We start from the raw sequence: 17143 nt of genomic DNA, 5'->3' as shown, positions 1-17143 counted from the left end.
GCGAAGCCTGCGAATCCATTGCGCTGCTCCTTGAGCCAACCCGCCCGTCGACAACGGATACGGGGCGAGACTTTCGCTCCCGAAGTTGCCCCGAAAATGCCTCTTTCGACCGTGGCTACGCGCCGATGAATTTCAGGCGTCGTCACCTAACCGGTTTCGATGCGTGGACCATGCGACCTAATCAATCAGGCCCCATTCGACTGCTGAAACTCAATGTTGATGAAAACGCGTTGATCATGATTTAGATGATGACTATCATCTAAACAACGCGTCACGGAGTGCCCCCTCATGAGGAGATCGAAACTTGAAACTGCTGAGACCCGCCGTCGAATCGTCGATGTTGCGGCTCGCGCGTTCAGGGCGAATGGCATCCAGACGACAGGTTTGGCGGATCTGATGGCTGACGCGGGACTCTCACACGGTGGTTTTTATCGGCATTTCGAGTCCAAAGACCAATTAATCGCACAAGCGTGCGAAGCCGCGCTAACCGATATCATCGGCAAGCTCGAAGCCGCCGCGGGCGAGCGCACCGGCGCTAAAGCTTTCAAGGCCATCGTCGAGGCTTACGTGTCGACGTCCCACCGCGACGCACCGGCAGACGGTTGCCCGCTCGCGGGCATGGGCAGCGAGCTCGCGCGCGCCGACGGACAAACGCGGGCAGTTGCCGCGCGCGGGTTCGACGGTCTCGTCGACATTCTGGCAAGTCGGTCCGGGCGTCGGCACCATGCAGCAGCAAGGTCCGAAGCGATCTTTGCGCTCTCGGCGATGATCGGCGCCCTCACCATGGCGCGTATCGTTGAAGACCCTGACGAGTCCGCGGCAATTCTTCAGACGGTCCAAGAACGCCTCATCAAGATGTAGGTGGTATGCAAGCCTGAAACTGAGTGCATTGCGCGCGCACCTAGATGTGCATATGCACTTTATGGTTTCGAAGCGATTTTTCGATCGCGGCGAGATCTGGTAGCCCCGCACTCGCGACGAGTGCTCACATCGTTAATCTGGAGAGTTCATCATGCAGCAACGTAAATATCTGATCACTGGCGCCACAGGCAAGACAGGCGTCCACACCATTCGTCATCTGTTGAACGACGGGCATGCTGTCCGAGCCTTAGTACACCAGGAAGACGAACGCAGTGCAGCGCTTCGTGCCCAGGGCGCCGAAGTCGTCGTCGGCGATCTGCTCGAGCATGACGATGTGCTCCGCGCAATGGACGGCGTGACTGGCGCATACCTGTGCTATCCGGTGCGGCCGGGCTTCATCGAGGCGACAGCGTATTTCGCGGACGCGGCACGGCGTGCGGAGGTGGAAGTCCTCGCAGAAATGTCGCAAATCTCCGCGCGGGAAGACTCGAAAAGTCACGCGGCGCGCAATCATTGGATCGCAGAACGGGTTCTCGACTGGTCGGGCCTGCCAACGGTTCACATCCGACCGACGTTCTTCTCGGAATGGCTGATCTTCCCATGGGTGCTCGATACCATCGTCAACGACGGGCGAATCACTCTTCCTTACGGAAACGGACGCCATGCACCGATTGCCGCGGAAGACCAGGCGCGTTTCATCGCTACCGTACTGACGAATCCTTCCGGCCATATTGGCAAGACCTACGAACTCTGCGGTCCGATCGAACTCGACCATCAACGCATCGCGGATGAAATCGGCAAGGTTCTCGACCGGGAAATTGTTTATAACCCAGCGACGCTCGACGAATATCGCGAGCACCTGCAAAAGTACGGTCTTCCAGAGTTTATGATCCAGCACTTCATTGAGGTTGCCATCGACTACCAGAACGGTGTCTTCGCGGGCAAAGACGGCATCATCGAGCAAGTCACCGGACAGGCGCCGCAAACCGTTGAAGAGTTTGTCCGCGCCAACCGGCAGCTTTTCGAAGGCTGATGGGCGGCGGCCGGCTCGCTTCCGATGCTTTGCCACCGCTTCATATCGGCAAGTCACCTGCGCCCCCTGATTGCCTGCGGCAGAGGTACGATAAACAGCATCGTCCCGTTGGGGAATGCCTGATTGAAGGAGAGACGACATGAGACGTCTTTATTTCCTCGTACCTGACACGACGACGGCGAAGGCGATCGTAGGGTCGCGCAGCATTTTCCGAAAGCCGATCTCGAAGGCGCGGAGCCCACGACACCGACCTTCCCCTGAGAAGCAGTCGAGACGAGGCGATCGCTGGCTGTGCCGCGCTCCAGGCACGTATCTGATAAGGATGACTACGTTATCGAAGACGAGTAGCCTACATTCGCCAACTTGACACCACCTGCGGTGATCGAGGCATGACGGTGCGCGACGGTGCTATCCGGCTCACATCGAGGCCGCTTGCATGGTTGGGCGCCGGTGTAGCTAGCGGCGACAGCGCTCGCATGGCACCGTCAATCCTGGCGTGCTTGGCGACTCGCGCGTGCGCATTGGAAGGAGGATTCCATGGAAGGCCGTTCAGATCACCGCATTGCCCAAACGTTCCGCCAGCACGAGCCGAACGGCGACGATTCCGAGCGCGACAATACGGTGTCCAGTCAGGTCAATGTGCTCGAAAACCGCCTGTTGAGCGAGCGACGCGTGCTCGTGTTCGGCACGATTGACGACAAGCTCGCGCGTGATGTTTGCGCGCGGCTATTGACGCTCGCAAGCGAATCATCCGACCCGATCGACGTGTTCATCAACTCGCCGGGAGGTCATGTCGAAAGCGGGGACACCATTCACGACATGGTCAAATTCATCGACTCGACCGCCCCCGTGCGCATGGTCGGCACCGGCTGGGTGGCGAGTGCGGGAGCGACAATCTATCTCGGCGCACGCAAAGAGCACCGCTACGCGCTGCCGAACACCCGCTTCATGCTGCATCAGCCGCTCGGAGGCGCGCAGGGGCAAGCCACCGATATCGCGATCGAGGCGCGCGAAATCGTGAAGATTCGTGAGCGGATCAATCGTCTGATCGCGGAAGCGACCGGGCAGCCGTATGAAAGAGTCGCCGAAGACACCGACCGCAACTACTGGATGTCTGCGGCCGAGGCGATCGAGTACGGTGTCGTCGGGCAACTGATTCAGTCACTCGCCGACCTGCGGCCGTGACGCACTTGTCGTCGTCAGATAGAGACTGCTGCCTCCCGGCCCGTTGAACCCGCGCTCCACCTGAGTGCGCCTGAGGCGTGCCGCTCGTATTGGACCTGGCACGCCAAGCAGCGCGCCGCATACGGAGCGGCGGCGAGCCGCGCGTGGTCGATCGGGTTGCCGCAGTCGATGCACACGCGCGTACCTCATTGCTGCTGCCGAGTCCCGACGCCCTCGTCGCTGTGGGATTGGAGCTCGCGCGTTCCGGGCGGACGCGCGCCAGCCAGATCGCCGTACTCGGTGGCGTTTTTCGATCTCAAGCAGCTCAGGCCGCTCATAGGCCAGCTTACCCCAGTCGGGCAGACGAGCAACCGGAAGAATGTGCAGCCGCGCCCCTTCCTTTTCAGCGAGATTTTTTTGCGAAGCGGACTGCCGCCTGTGCGGAAACCGAGCCATCGCAACCCGCGAGAATGTCGTGCATGATTGCCTCCAAACACGCATCCGGATCTCTTGCAATCATTCCGGAACACCCAGCAATGGTCGCATCCTGGGCCGAGTGCGCGCGAACTACAGGTATGGCCAACATCAGGAAACCCTAGGGTAGCTGCGGTCGCTCATCGCACTCGGCACCGAACTTCACCCAAATCAGTTCGCGCCGACCTGGCGCATTTCGTCGCCTCGAGCCCGATCCGTCGATCTGCGCTACAGGGCGTCGATGAACTCGTTCCACGGCGTCGCCTGTAGGGTCTCGGTGGCGGCGTGTCCATAGCCGCGGATGATCAAAGCCGCCAGCTCGAGCTGCTTCAGATCGTTCGACTCGACAATGTCCAGCACGTCGAAGCGCCCGAGAGTCAGATAGCTGTCCTTCCAGGTGACGTCTGGGCATTCGGCCCTGATCTTTTCGGCCACTGTGGCGGCGAGCTGCTTCAGTTCGCCAGGATTCGTGAATGCGTCAGGAGCGAGACGGCTCAGGATGACGTAGGTAGCCATGGCATACCTCCGAGCAAAGAATTGGCCTGCTATCGGGCACGACAGTCCGAAGGAAACAGGCGGCCGCGCGTCAAGCAGAAGCGTTGCGGTGCGTCTTGAAGCGCAGGTGTAGAAGTGCAACCAGCCCCGGCGGGTTGGACCGGGGCTCCCTGCCACGTCAGTGCAGTTGTCGCTTCAGGTCGGAAAGTTCAGAATGCATTGAACTGACGGTATCCACGATTCCGTCGGCCAGACCACTGGCCTGTTGGCAAGCGCGTTCCGCACGATCACCGATCCGTTCGAGATCATCTATGCACTGTCGGATGCGATCCTCATCCTTGGACGACATGATCTTCTTCGCCGATTTGCATTCCTTTTCGAGCTCATCCATCCAGTTCATCAAGTGCTTAGGAATTGTCGCGTCGGCGTGCAAGGTACGTGATGCCTCGCTGACGGTTTGCTGAAGATGAGTAAAACGCTTTTGGATTTCACTGGCTTGCAACATGATGCCCCCCTTTCTTGAACATCAGATCCAGAGGAATTCAGGCAGCAGATAACGGTGTGTTGCCCGTGCCATCGCCATTCGCCTGATGCAGTCGGCGGCCAGCGATGTTGCATTGCGTCACGGCGGCACCTGGGCACGCGAAAGACGCATTTCCAGTGTAGGTCACAACCGGTCGCGTGCAGCGGTCCGCACAGTGCCCGACTAAATCAGCAACCTGTAGGGGATCCGACACGCATCGGCGTGCGTGTCTTTGCTGCTACCAGGATAATCTGAGCCGGTCAATGTCAATTATCGCCATTGATGTATGAGTTTTGCCGACCCTTCACGGCCGTTGGGGCCGCAGCGGTTGAACAGTCGCACTGGCACCAGGCAACGGACGTTCGCAACCGCCGACGGGAAGCGAACCGCCACTGTACCTGTAGGTGGCAGGTTCGCGCTCAACAGTGTTGGCATGATCCGCAGGCTGTCGACGCTCGACATGGCATCATCCCGATGCCAGAGGAAATCGTCTCGGATGAACTGGCCAGCGGGAGGCTGCGCCGCCGTAATGCGGGCATGGCATGGCATGGCACGGCACGGCACCGCACGCCGATGCCCGTCTATGCCATCACCGAAACCCGGTTGCTGCCCGCGAAAACGCAGCGCTTCATTGAGTTCCTGCAGGAACGATTAGAGCGGTAGCCCGCGCGGATGGCAGGCTATTTCCCTCTATGCTGATGTGATGGTCGACTCCCGCTACACCGCGACCAACGACTGACGTGCCTCAAGGCTCTCTTGCACGTACAGTTCATCACGCCACGTCGTCGCCAGAACGAGGATCATCCGTCGTGGTGGCGATAGCCATGCGGCACTATCAGTCTCGCGAGCTGAAGGATAAGCGCGAATACGATGGCAAGGGCAAAATGCACCACAAGAGACAGGGATGGTCGGCCAGACGAGACGAAAGAAAAGCCAAGCCGGAAGATCGGCCAGCGCCCGAACGGAGCCCGCCGTATCGGTGCGAGTACCTGCCGAACCGGCTGATCGTCCTGAAGCGGCTCGCCGTCTCTGAAGGCAATGCCTGCGAGCAACAGCTTGATCTTTTCGGGGCCGTCGATGCGGCGCCACGTTTTTCACGCATTTGCGCGTGCGCGTGGTTCGATGACGCACGATCGCGAACACAAGGAAATGCGGCGCCAGGTTTTCTTGGGTTCCTCGATCAGCTTGAATGCAAGCAGGACCTGACGAGCCGGCTGCCTCTAGGCGTGTTCATCTTCCCGGACGCGCCGGCGCCGCCCGGCACTCGGATGCTCGTCGTCACGGTGCTCGATGCCGAGACCGATGCGAGCGGAACGGTGACATTGCAAGCCGCGTGGACGCTGCAATCGGGGCAGCCCGCCCGCGCTACCCTCACGCAACAGGCGACGCTCAAGGCGGCGCTAGAGAACCGCGGCGCGGCGGCGCAAGCCGCTGCGCTGAGCCGCATTCTCGGGGCGTTGACCGACCGGATCGCCGCGTCGGTCGTCGCGCGCTGACAAGCTGGGAATGCCGATACATCCCGTCATTCGACGAGGGGCAGCGTCTCAAACGTGTGATACTTACGAAGGCAGCGCGGGCAGCGCGGCACGCGCATTGCGCGTCGCGAATGGCTGCATGACGCGGGACTTTCGATCATGTACGCATACTTCAGGCGGTCGTACGGGCCTGGCCCTTTCGACGACGAGGGAGGTGTGCCGAGCCGCGAGTGGCGCATCAAGCGCAACTGCTCCCTCACGCCGCGGCAGTCGCTCGCCGCGACCGTGTTCCTCATGGCGCTCGACCTCGCGAGCGGCGTGGCAGCGGCATTCGCATTCGGCGCGTGGCTCACGCTGCCCTTCTCGATGCTTTGCGCCGCGGCCGTCGGCATCGCCTTTATCGCCTACTCCAGGCACGCGACGGACGGCGAGGTGCTGAGGTTCGCGCCCCCGTTCGTGATCGTCGAAGTACACGAGCGCGGACGCCGCACGATGCATCGGATGAATGCGGCCCGCTTGGCCGTGTCTCTCGGCGACATCGATGGCGCCGTCTACCTTTGCGACGGCTGGCAGCGTATTCCCGTCGGCCGGCAACTGCCTGCCGCCGCCCGCGCGGAGTTCGTGCGTCAATTGCGCCGCTTTATCGTGGCCGACTGTTGACATGCCGGCCGATGATCGCCCGGCATGTCTGATTGGCCTCACAGCAACACGCCGAGCGCCCCGACGATGCCGATGCCACACGCGATGCTTACGCCAATGTTTCGGCGCCACGCGAAATGCGCCGCGCACTCGCTCAGCAGCGGGCAACACAGGGCCGCTCGCCAGCGCGAGCAGCTATCGTGCAACCAACGGCAGCAGCAAAGCGTTGAGCACCTAGGCGGCGATGTTGAGCGACAGAGGGTCCGGAACGCGCGCGACGAACACCGCACTGCGACCACCGTTGACCCCGTAGAACCATCGGACCTCGAACGGATGCAAGGCCAGTGAACGGCGCTAGCCCGCGATTTCACCGACGCCCCGCGTGAGGGCGAGGGACGACACGAGCGCCGTGGCGCCGAGCGCGCCCATACAAAGACCGCCCCGCTGAGTAGAGCATAAAGCGCGTCGGCGATCTGTCCGACGTCATGCAGCGGCACACGCCCGGCGTTCTTCGCTCCGCCATCGTGACCAGCACGGCTGCGGTCAGCAACCGGGTCAGCACGGCACCGAACGCGGTATTGTGACGCTCGGCATCGCGGTCTGCGGCCGACAGGCCCCTTTCGACGACCGCCGACGGTGATAGGGGGCGCTTCAGAAAACGGAAAGTAAAGCACGTTAGCGACAGGCGATCGTCGCAAAACGTTTAGGTCTGTTCGATGCCTGCCCTCGAGCACAGGCTCGTGAACGAACGCCAACGCCTCCGGGCAGACGTCGAATAAACCTAAACGGTGAACGAACAACCCTAAACGAACAGGGTCCGATGACGAGGGACGGGAGCCGGACCCATTCCCGCCGGTCGAGTGGCCGAACATCCAACGGCAGCTAACAAGGAGGTCCGGCCATCTGCGCCGGCTTCCAGTTGGCCGAGCTCGTCGCGTCACGATGCGCGGCCTTGCTCGACGAAATTGCTCCATATCATGGAAACCTTGCCTCTTTGCTCGGAGAGTTTCGCTCGCGCACGACTGAGTGGCTGATGCCGCGGGCATTGCGAACGGCCAAAGCCATAGAAAACAATGACTTACAAGACGATTTGTGGTAGCACTCCGCTTCTGAACGGCGCGCGCCACCGGGAGAGCAGATTTATCGGGGTTTATACCCGAGTCCACAATACGGAATTCTTTGTTTTCGACGCCGTTGAAAACAAATGTGGCGGCTCTATAGTGGAACTCACGTAAGAACGTGACCGACCAAGCCGACACACCGTTACATTCCCCGCCCCGATCTCAAGGTTGCGGTTAGAAATTGCCCAATCAAATCAAACTCCCTTGTAATGAGGATTCCAAATGAGTAACCAGGATCAAAACGTGGTTCTGATCACCGGCGCCGGAATCGGGATCGGACGAGCCACCGCGAAGGCATTCGGTGCGTTGAACTACAGGCTGATCGTCACCGCCGTTCTACAGGCAGAAGGAGAAGCGGTGACGGCGGAGATTCGGTTAGCCGGGGGACAGGCTGAATTCTATACGCTTAACGTTCGCGACACTGCTGCCTGTGACGAAATCGGCGCGACCGTGGAGAAGAAATATGGCGCAATCGATTCGGTGATCGCAAACGCAGGTATCGCGCATAAAGTCCCTCTCGATGAATTGACGGACGAGAAGTGGGATCTCTCGATGGATATTGACCTGAAAGGCGTCTTCCGCATCATTCGCGCAGCGCTGCCGGGCATGAAGAAGAAATCAGGGAGCATCGTTGCTGTGTCGTCCATTATGGGCATCGCCTACGGATGGGATGAACATGCACACTACTCGGCGGCAAAAGCGGGTGTAGTCGGTCCGGTGCGTGGCGGCTTGGCCATCCAAAGCCATTAATCAATTCAACCGCTCATAATCACGTTTGGAGGAAATCATGGGCAGCCTAACTGGTAAGACGGCTTTGGTCACAGGCGCTGCGCGCGGGATCGGGCAAGCCATCGCCCTTGCCTTCGCGAAGGAAGGCGCAGACGTCGCCGTACTTGATCGCCTAAAGGAAGACGCAGAGTACACCGCAGCACGTATTCGCGACCTCGGGGTGAGAGGCGTTGCTGTCTCTGCCGATGTTGGCGAAGAGTCGCAGGTGAACGCTGCGGTCGATACCGCAATCGCCGCGCTCGGCCGCATTGACATTCTGGTCAACAACGCGGGTATCGAGTCCGCATCGCTCGTCGCCGATATGCCCACGGATATGTGGGACAGAATGATGCTGATTAACCTGCGCAGTGTCTTCCTATGTACGCGAGCTGTCCTTCCTGGTATGCGCCAGCGCGAGCACGGCCGAATCATCAACATCAGCTCTCAGCTTGCACATAAAGGTGCGAAGGAACTTGCCCACTATGCCGCAGCGAAGGCTGGCGTAATTGGCTTTACCCGCTCGCTCGCGTATGAGGTGGCTGACCAGGGAATCACCGCGAACGCGATCTGTCCTGGACCGGTCGACACGGAACTGTTCCGCAGTCTTCCCGAAACGTTCCGACGCGCCAAGCTCGCGGAATTGCCGATCGGACGAGCAGCTTCCGTCGACGAAATCGCGCCTGCTGCCGTATTGCTTGCTTCCGAAGCCGGATCCTACTTCCTCGGCGCCACCATCAATCCAAATGGCGGCGACTACATGATCTGACCGCTGGCCGTAGCTCAGGCGCTATCTGCGCTCAAGCTAAGCCCACTCACCAATCCAAATGAATGACCAAACATGTTATTCAGTTATCCTTCTTTAAACTGAATACAGGATTATTTATGCCGTGAGGCTAAGGATTAGTTCAAAATGGCCAAGTTCAAAAGCCCAAATGACTTTCGGGTCGATTCGATACTGCCGAGTGATGTAAAGCGAGCCACCGTCGTCGCTTTCTTCGCGTGGGTGTTCGCAGTCTATGATTTCATCCTGTTTGGCACGCTCCTTCCAGAAATTGGAGCCCACTACAAGTGGGACGCTGCGGAGCAAGCCGAAATAGCAACCTTGGTTGCCGCGGGAACCGCGCTGATCGCGTTTGTAATCGGACCGATTCTCGATAAGGCGGGACGCAAGAACAGCCTCCTGTTCACCGTCGCCGGCGCTGCAGTCTGCTCCGGGCTCACTGTGGTTGGCGGATCTCTCGGGCGCTGGCCCCTGATTCTTATTCGCTCGCTCTCTGGTCTCGGGTATGCGGAAGAGACGGTCAATGCGACGTATTTGAACGAACTTTACACTGCGGCCAACGACGCGCGACTGAACAAGCGCAAGGGCTTCATCTATAGCCTGGTACAGGGTGGATGGCCGATCGGAGCGCTCGTCGCCGCTGGCCTCACGGCTTTGCTGTTGCCGAGGGTAGGCTGGCAAGGCTGCTTCGTCTTCGCGACTTTCCCTGCAATAGTCATTTTCTTCATGACGCGACGTTTGAAGGAGAGCCCGCAGTTCCTGGTGCACAAGCATGTGAAGCATCTTCGTGACTGTGGTGAGGAAGAAGCTGCCCGCAAGATCGCAGCGCGTCACGGAATTGACTACGAGCAACATTCCTCGGCTGGTATCTGGGCGGCCTTCCGCGGCGAGTCGCTCCGTCCAACGCTGGTTCTCGGCGGCGGCCTTCTCTTGAACTGGTCCGCGATCCAGGTCTTCGGCGTACTCGGAACGACGGTTTTGACGCAAGTCCACAACGTTTCGTTCGAGAACTCGCTGCTGATTCTCGTCCTGTCGAACGTGGTCGGGTACATCGGTTACCTTTCGCACGGCTTCATTGGCGACAAGATTGGCCGGCGAAACACTCTGGCGCTGGGATGGATGCTTGGCGGCTTCGCGTTCGCGGGGATGCTGTATGGCCCGCACGACCTCTACGTCGTGGTCGGTCTCTACAGCCTCGGCCTGTTCTTCCTGAACGGCCCGTACGCCGCTGCCCTGTTCTTCATCGGCGAAAGCTATCCGACCGCAATTCGTGGCACTGGCAGCGCAATTGTCCATGCGATGGGGCCGATTGGCGCAATTTTGGCCGGCCTTGGTATTACGGCGGCGCTTAGCTCGGGAAGCGACTGGCTTCACGCAGGCCTGTTCTTCGGGGCGGTTCCGTGCTTCCTCTCCGGTTTGCTGATCTTCGCGACGCGTCACGTTGATCCGGAAGAGCATACCTGGAGCGAGGCAGTGCCCGAACCGAGCCTGGTGGAGGCGCAGGAAAGCGGCCGCTATGGCGTTGTAATCGAATAAACCAGACGATCTCAACGGCAGGCGCGCGCGACCTAACAACCGTGCGCCTGCATTTGCCCCCCGCTACAAGACTCCGCCGCCCGTGACGAGTCACCCAGCCGATACAACTCCCATCTGCCACATCCCCACATTGTCCGGAACTGATGGCGATGGTCTCACCGGGTCGAGCGCTTCAGGCCAGCCAGACCACCTACCTGGACCAAACGTCCAAATTAGACGCGTCCGCGCAAATCCGTGGTGTCGAGGTGAGCCTGGTGCACGAGGTTCTGGATGACGCGCGACTCAGTGCGGAGAAGTGAAACGAGTTCTTGCTGCCGGGCCTGCGACAAGCTGCCTGCAAGTGCGGTTACGCTAAGCGCGGCGAGTGGAGCGCCACCGCTGTCCCGAATCACGGTGCCCACTCCGCTGAGACCGGGGATCAGACTGCTGTCGTGCGTTGCGTACCCGACGTCCTGACAATGCTTCACGATCTTGAGCAATGATGGCACCGACAACCCGCCATAAGTGAAGAGTCGCTTTGCGTTTGCATGGCAAATACGGGAAATCTCGTCATCTGGGAGAAGCATTAGCAGCGCGAGACTGCCTGCGCCGACCCCCAGCGGTCGATGCACGCCGATCTGTATGGCAGGTACAGTCACGGGTCCGCCGCCCTCAACTCTCGCGATCGAAATGGCGTCCGAGCCGCTACGAATGGTCAAGAACGCGACGTCCCCGGTCGACTGGGCGAGCCGCTTCAACGACGGCTCACAGATCGCCTGCAATTTGAACTGCGTTGCAGCAGTCAGGCCGAGTTCGTACAAGCCGTGACCGAGCAAATACCGGCGCGTTTGCGGGTGCTGCATGACCAGCCCTTCTCTCACCAGACAACTCAAGATCCGGTGGATCGTCGGGCGCTCCAGCTTCAGTTGAGTGGCCAGGTCCGATAAGCGCAACCCGTGCACGCTGAATGATGCGATCTCTCGCAAGATCCGAGCTGCGCGTTCGATGCTCTGTGTTCCCGAACCTTTGCTCGTCGCTGATGTTTGGCTCTCGGTTTCAATATCCATGTCGTAACGTGCCCATCAAAGTGATTATCCTACACCCTAGTAGTCCGCATGGCGGACTCATTTTTGCGGGCGCCCCGTTGTTCCAGGAGATTTGGGAGGTTATGGTTGTATCGAAGGGACAGCATTGATTAAGCAGAGATTTGAGGGCATGCCAGAGAGCGCTACCCAATGCGTGACGACCGCGAGACGGGTGGTTATCTTTAGCCGTTGTCCGTATTGCGGATTTGTCGTGCAGCAGGTGCTCACCGCTATGCCTACCACCCGGTTCACTTCGAGAAACAGATATTAAGGAGACTTACCATGCCGCAACGAATCGTAGACCTGACGTTGACCCTGGCGGACAACATGCCCGCACACAAGCTCTTTCAGCGGCCCATCATTGCGCCTCACCTCACTCATGAGAAGTCGCTCTCGTTGGGCCTGGGCGTGCCGGAGGACCCGATGACCTTCGCAACGACCTTCATCAGCACCTTGGATCACATCGCAACGCACGTCGACGCTTTTTATCACACGAACCCGAAGGGCCAACCAGTCGACGAGATGCCTCTGTCGATGTTCATGGGGAAAGCGGTCTGCCTGGACATGACGCACATCCCTGACCTTGGTGACATCGACGTCAGAGATCTTGAGGAAGGTGAGGAGAAGGCAGGGGTGAAGATTGACGGCCACATTGTGCTTATGAATACCGGTCTTCATAAGCGACACTATCCAGACCTGAAGGTCGTATGGAGCAACCCAGGTCTTACCGCTGAAGCAACCCATTGGCTTGCGGATCGCGGCTCCAGGTTGCATGGAGTGGAGGGGCCGTCCACGGACAAACCGTCGCATAACCTGTTTCCAAGCCATCGCGTATGTCGCGACCGGGGAATTACTCATTACGAATGGCTGGTCAATCTCGAGGAACTGGTCGGTAAAGGTGAGTTCATGTTCTACGGGCCGCCGCTGAAGATCCAAAACGGAAGCGGCTCGCCTGTCCGCGCCTGGGCTGTCCTCAACGACTGACCTTGTCATCTGGTGTGCCCAGCAACCAGGCGGGAATCGGATACGGGTTCCCGGCCGCACCTCCACGCAATCGAGCAGGCCCCACCATGAACGCCTCCGCTGACAACGATCAACGCATCCCCATCACGCTTCTTACAGGTTTTCTCGGCGCAGGAAAAACCACCTTGGTGAACCGCATCCTGTCGAACCCCGACTCCAAAAAAATCGCGGTCATCGTGAACGAGTTTGGGGAAATCGGCATCGACGGCGACCTGATCAGCCGCACCTCAGAGGACATGTTGGAGCTGAGTAACGGATGCATTTGTTGTTCCAGCAAGGATGACCTCATGGAGTCGCTGTACAAGCTATATATGCGAAAAGCGGGACTTGCTGAACCCAAAATTCAGTTCGATCGCGTGCTTATCGAGACCACAGGGGTTGCAAATCCTCTGCCGCTTGCGCAAGCTTTCTACACGGATATGTCGCTGAATCTTACATACCGCCTGGACGCCATCGTGACGCTGGTCGATCTAAGGCATGTGGAAGGTCAGCTGGAGAACGCGCCAGAGGCTGAGCGGCAAATTGCACTTGCAGACAAGATCATATTCAATAAGCGTGATCTGGTTGATAGCGACCAATACCACTCCGCAGTCTCGCTGGTACAGGCACTGAATCCGATCGCAGCAAAGACTACTGTCGTTTTCGGCGACGTGCCTGCCGCCGAATTGCTCGATCTCGGCTTATTTGATCCGAGCACACGGGAACAATCAGTCACGGACTGGATCGGTATGGGGAGTGAATCGGAAGGCACGTCCGAGAGCGAGCCCTGTACCTTGTGCGCTTCTGGGAAACATCACCACTGCCACGAGGAACCACATCCCCATGCGGATGTGTCGTCCGTAAGCTTTCGTGAGCCTGATGCAGTTGATCACGAAAAGTTTCTCGCATTTTTGACGCAACTGACACAGACCTACGGTACGAATCTTTATCGAGTCAAGGGGTTGATCAAGTTCTCTGGCGCGGACCGTCCCATCATCTTGCAGGGTGTTCAGAATGTCTTCAGCCCCCTTACGTACGCGGAAGCGTGGCCTCGAGGCCTATCAGAGACTCGCCTCGTCGTAATCGGAAAGCACCTCGAACGGGATGGGATCATTGCAGGTTTTAGGGCCTGCATCGCAAATAACCCCGACGTCGTGAAGCACGGCGTGGTCATGGTCTAGGCAAGAAGGTTTTTGAGAATGTACTCATTCGATTTCACCACCGCGCTCGACATGCGCGATGCAATCGCGAACAAGCGGATCTCGCCTGTCGAGCTGTTGAAGGAAGTTTACGAGCGCATCGACGCGCTTGAGCCACGGTTAAACTGCTTCACAACGTTGACGCCGGAACTTGCCTTCGAAAGCGCTCGACGCGCTGAACAGGCCGTCATGAGAGGTGAGTCGCTCAGGCCGCTGCACGGACTTCCGGTCTCGGTGAAGGATCTAATCGCTGTCGGCGAGGTTTGTCAAACCTTTGGTTCGAGGGTAATGGCAGAGAATGTCGCCGGCGGCGACGCTCCTTCAGTTGAGCGGATGAAGGCGGCTGGAGCCTGTATCGTTGGCAAGACGACAACCAGCGAGTTCGGGTGCAAAGCCGTTGGGGACTCGCCCCTCACGGGGATTACCCGAAACCCATGGGATCTGACCAGGACTCCCGGAGGCTCCAGTTGTGGCGCCGCATCGAGCGTCGCTGCCGGCATTACTCCGTTTGCCTTGGGTACGGACGGCGGCGGCTCGATTCGCACCCCCGCTTCATTTTGCGGAGTTTTCGGAATCAAGCCTCAGTTTGCGCGTGTACCGGTGTTTCCTGTGTCGGCGACGCCCACATTAGGCCATGTCGGCCCCCTTGCCAGAACCGTTCGGGACGCAGCGTTGCTGCTGTCTGTCATTGCCGGCGGAGACCGCCGCGATCCGTTTTCGCAGCAGGGTGCAGTTCCGGATTTCCTGGGCGCGTGCCAACAACCCGTGGAAGGTATGCGCATCGCGTGGAGTCCAACTCTTGGCTACGCAAGGGCCGACGCCGAGGTAGAGAAAATTGCCGAAACCGCGGTCCGCACGTTCGAGGATATGGGTTGTGAAGTAGTCCTTCTAGAGACTGGAATCGGAGAAGACCCGGCTGACATATGGACGGCAGAATTCTATGCCGGGGTAGGAACGCGTTTGCATGGCACGCTCCTTGAATCCCGAGAACTGCTGGGCAAAGCAGTAGCCGGTATGCTCGACAACGCTCTTGAACAGAGCCTGTTGCAGTATTACGGACGTGTTTTCGAGCGCTACGAATTCCGCGAAAGGGTTCGAACCGTATTTGAACCTTTCGACCTTCTGCTGTCACCTACTGTTCCCATACCGGCGTGCGACATTGGCATTGACGTCCCCGGACAGTCGCAGGGACGGAACCTTTGCACGTGGCAGTACTACACCTATCCGTTCAACCTGACCGGTCAGCCCGCTGCATCAATCCCAGTCGGCTTTACAGCCAGTGGCCTTCCCGTAGGGCTGCAAATGGTCGCCAAAACCGGCTGTGAGACGGAGATATTCCGCGCGGCCGCTGCGTTCGAGAGCGCTCGCCCCTGGCTTCACAAAACACCGCCAATAACCGGGGGAACGGACCGGGAATATACAAGAACAGGATCGTGTCAGCGACTTTGAGGAGATAGAGCTCGGATCGGATTGAAGTGCAGCTCTTGGGCCTGCGATCTGAACGACGGTACGCTCGCGCTCTATCCGCGACTCGGCTTTGGGTCTTACCGACCCTGAGCCGCCGTTCGAGACACCGATCGGTAGTCGGCAGTTTTCATTTTCGAACAGCCATTCGAGCAGCTGGCCTGGCCGGGAAGTTCTCGACCTCGCTGCCGTTGGGATTGCTGAACCGACCAAGAACGGATCGAGCCGGGGCCTACGGCCGCCGTCGCGCGGTCGAGTTGACCATGCAAGGCTTTGCGATAGACTGCCTTAATCCTGGAGGGGTTTGTCGTGGCTGATATTAAAACTATGCTGGTCCGTTCGAGCGCCGCTTGCGCCCTGGTTTGCATGTCGCTGCTGGCGCACGCCGGGATGTCGGCAGACTCAGCCGCTGTTCCCAATGCGACTGAGCCTGAAATCTCTGCTTCTGCAGATGTCCTGTCGACTCGGCCTTTCGTCGGCGACGACCCGGTTGCTATCAGGGACGCTTTGGCGGGCCAGAGCTTCAATGCCAACTCGCCTTCGTTGAGCGATCGCATCAGGAACCTGATCCACGTCCCTGGCCATAGGGCGCCAAGCGGGCTCGACTCGCCGAAAGCCAGTCTCGAGCGCGACCTGGCTTTCGTCGTAGCTGCGCCCTACGGAATACGATATCAGTCAAAGACGCATCTATTGACGGTAGACGTAGATCTATCTGATGACGAAAATCCGGGAGCGATCCTACTCAAGAAAACCATAACCGGACAACGCGGTCGAGGGCTTGTGGTGGCGCCAGAGGCGAAGGCCAAGGGGTACATCCAACATATCGATCTGATTGAGCTCAAGTCGGGCGAACGGAGCAAAACCAGGGTTCACGGACGCGTGACACTCTCCCAGACGGCGTTCCACGAAGCGAATGGAGACTTCGCCATTGTGCTGATGTGTAGCATGGCGCCACCTTACCTGACCGACCGACGCGAACATAGCGATCCCAGCAACGACGAGCCCACAGACATCACAAAAAGAACCTCGACGCTTTACGCTAACATTCACGCCATCTGGCTGGTGAGCCCGCAGCGGGGTATCGTGCTATCGAAGAAGCTGCATCTGTCGAAGTAAAGAAGTAAAGAACCATGGATTGTCTTTCGACACAACTTCTCTCAAGGTGCCGGTTTCGAATCAGACAGAGGAAGCCGCGGCTTCTGAGTGTCACCAAGCGGATAAGTGGGGGCTGTGCTCAACGATGCAGCCCCATCAGGACTGCATCCTGTGTCATCGGGGGCTGCCCTGCGCGCGCAAGGTGGACTGCGTCCTCCAGGAACTGCTTACGATGGGGCCTGCCGTCGTTAATGACGGAGGCAAGAAGCAGCGAGAAACACTCGCCGCTTTTTTTATTGCAGGTTGCCCCAGCGTGCGACCTCCGGCTCGGCCGTCGCCCACTTCCAGCCCTTGTCCTGCTGGCACGCGCTCGCCGTGAACCACCTCTCGGGCGCGTTCGGGCCGTCGCCGTCCTGCACCGAGAACACGAAGTCTTTGCACAGCGCGAG

The 17143-nt window shown here is 59.1% G+C and carries 16 protein-coding genes and 2 pseudogenes; 13 read left to right on the top strand and 5 right to left on the bottom strand.

Annotated elements, in window-relative coordinates:
• Positions 1-288: 288 nt before the first annotated feature.
• From AB3X95_RS18375 to AB3X95_RS18365, 3 genes are all read left to right on the top strand, one after another.
• Positions 289-861, top strand: a complete 573-nt coding sequence (locus AB3X95_RS18375; RefSeq protein ID WP_368622127.1) for a TetR/AcrR family transcriptional regulator — start codon at positions 289-291, stop codon at positions 859-861.
• 151 nt (positions 862-1012) lie between these two features.
• Positions 1013-1894 (top strand): NAD(P)H-binding protein, encoded by an 882-nt coding sequence (locus AB3X95_RS18370; RefSeq protein WP_368622126.1) that lies wholly within the window; start codon positions 1013-1015, stop codon positions 1892-1894.
• 537 nt (positions 1895-2431) lie between these two features.
• Entirely contained in the window at positions 2432-3079 is a 648-nt protein-coding gene (locus AB3X95_RS18365; protein WP_176369290.1) for an ATP-dependent Clp protease proteolytic subunit, read from the top strand.
• A 14-nt stretch (positions 3080-3093) separates the two neighbouring features.
• Here the strand turns inward: AB3X95_RS18365 and AB3X95_RS18360 are convergent, their stop codons facing one another.
• The 3 genes from AB3X95_RS18360 to AB3X95_RS18350 form a co-directional block, all read right to left on the bottom strand.
• Entirely contained in the window at positions 3094-3255 is a 162-nt protein-coding gene (locus AB3X95_RS18360; RefSeq protein WP_368622125.1) for a TraR/DksA C4-type zinc finger protein, read from the bottom strand.
• Between the two features lie 505 nt (positions 3256-3760).
• Positions 3761-4048: a GYD domain-containing protein gene (locus tag AB3X95_RS18355; RefSeq protein ID WP_176369291.1), complete on the bottom strand. Its 288-nt coding sequence runs from the start codon at positions 4046-4048 to the stop codon at positions 3761-3763.
• 157 nt (positions 4049-4205) lie between these two features.
• Positions 4206-4532: a hypothetical protein gene (locus AB3X95_RS18350; protein ID WP_368622124.1), complete on the bottom strand. Its 327-nt coding sequence runs from the start codon at positions 4530-4532 to the stop codon at positions 4206-4208.
• Positions 4533-4926: 394 nt separating this feature from the next.
• Between AB3X95_RS18350 and AB3X95_RS18345 the strand changes: the two are divergent.
• Positions 4927-5213: pseudogene (locus tag AB3X95_RS18345) on the top strand (LysR substrate-binding domain-containing protein); the annotation flags it as partial.
• Positions 5214-5530: 317 nt separating this feature from the next.
• Here AB3X95_RS18345 and AB3X95_RS18340 read toward each other — a convergent pair.
• Positions 5531-5690: pseudogene (locus tag AB3X95_RS18340) on the bottom strand (IS256 family transposase); the annotation flags it as partial.
• On the opposite strand from AB3X95_RS18340, the gene AB3X95_RS18335 reads away from it, so the two are divergent.
• From AB3X95_RS18335 to AB3X95_RS18315, 5 genes are all read left to right on the top strand, one after another.
• Entirely contained in the window at positions 5651-6046 is a 396-nt protein-coding gene (locus AB3X95_RS18335) for an ABC-type transport auxiliary lipoprotein family protein (RefSeq protein ID WP_368622369.1), read from the top strand. The pseudogene AB3X95_RS18340 and the gene AB3X95_RS18335 sit on opposite strands and share 40 nt — an antisense overlap.
• A gap of 138 nt (positions 6047-6184) precedes the next feature.
• A complete protein-coding gene (locus AB3X95_RS18330) occupies positions 6185-6685 on the top strand; it encodes a DUF2244 domain-containing protein (protein ID WP_368622123.1) in 501 nt (166 codons plus the stop codon).
• Positions 6686-8007: 1322 nt separating this feature from the next.
• On the top strand, positions 8008-8535 hold the full coding sequence (locus tag AB3X95_RS18325; protein WP_368622122.1) for an SDR family NAD(P)-dependent oxidoreductase: 528 nt from the start codon (positions 8008-8010) through the stop codon (positions 8533-8535).
• A gap of 37 nt (positions 8536-8572) precedes the next feature.
• Complete coding sequence (locus tag AB3X95_RS18320; RefSeq protein ID WP_176369293.1) at positions 8573-9319, top strand: SDR family NAD(P)-dependent oxidoreductase; 747 nt, start codon at positions 8573-8575, stop codon at positions 9317-9319.
• A 144-nt stretch (positions 9320-9463) separates the two neighbouring features.
• Entirely contained in the window at positions 9464-10870 is a 1407-nt protein-coding gene (locus AB3X95_RS18315) for an MFS transporter (RefSeq protein ID WP_176369294.1), read from the top strand.
• Between the two features lie 212 nt (positions 10871-11082).
• Here AB3X95_RS18315 and AB3X95_RS18310 read toward each other — a convergent pair whose 3' ends face one another.
• Entirely contained in the window at positions 11083-11916 is an 834-nt protein-coding gene (locus tag AB3X95_RS18310) for an IclR family transcriptional regulator (RefSeq protein WP_176122169.1), read from the bottom strand.
• Positions 11917-12216: 300 nt separating this feature from the next.
• On the opposite strand from AB3X95_RS18310, the gene AB3X95_RS18305 reads away from it, so the two are divergent.
• The 4 genes from AB3X95_RS18305 (at position 12217) to AB3X95_RS18290 (ending at position 16715) form a co-directional block, all read left to right on the top strand.
• The gene (locus AB3X95_RS18305; RefSeq protein ID WP_176106871.1) at positions 12217-12918 is read left to right on the top strand and encodes a cyclase family protein; all 702 of its coding nucleotides are present in this window, start codon (positions 12217-12219) and stop codon (positions 12916-12918) included.
• 86 nt (positions 12919-13004) lie between these two features.
• The gene (locus AB3X95_RS18300; protein ID WP_368622121.1) at positions 13005-14117 is read left to right on the top strand and encodes a GTP-binding protein; all 1113 of its coding nucleotides are present in this window, start codon (positions 13005-13007) and stop codon (positions 14115-14117) included.
• Between the two features lie 18 nt (positions 14118-14135).
• The gene (locus tag AB3X95_RS18295) at positions 14136-15584 is read left to right on the top strand and encodes an amidase (protein ID WP_368622120.1); all 1449 of its coding nucleotides are present in this window, start codon (positions 14136-14138) and stop codon (positions 15582-15584) included.
• A gap of 324 nt (positions 15585-15908) precedes the next feature.
• Positions 15909-16715 carry a hypothetical protein gene (locus AB3X95_RS18290; RefSeq protein WP_368622119.1) on the top strand — a complete coding sequence of 269 codons (807 nt, stop codon included), beginning with the start codon at positions 15909-15911 and terminating at the stop codon, positions 16713-16715.
• The last annotated feature ends 428 nt before the right edge of the window (positions 16716-17143 follow it).

The organism is Paraburkholderia sp. BR13444, assembly GCF_040948755.1.
In the GTDB taxonomy this organism is placed as follows: Bacteria; Pseudomonadota; Gammaproteobacteria; order Burkholderiales; family Burkholderiaceae; genus Paraburkholderia; species Paraburkholderia youngii.
The sequence above is the reverse complement of the archived record's forward strand: the minus strand, read 5'-3'. Positions and strand labels throughout refer to the sequence as shown.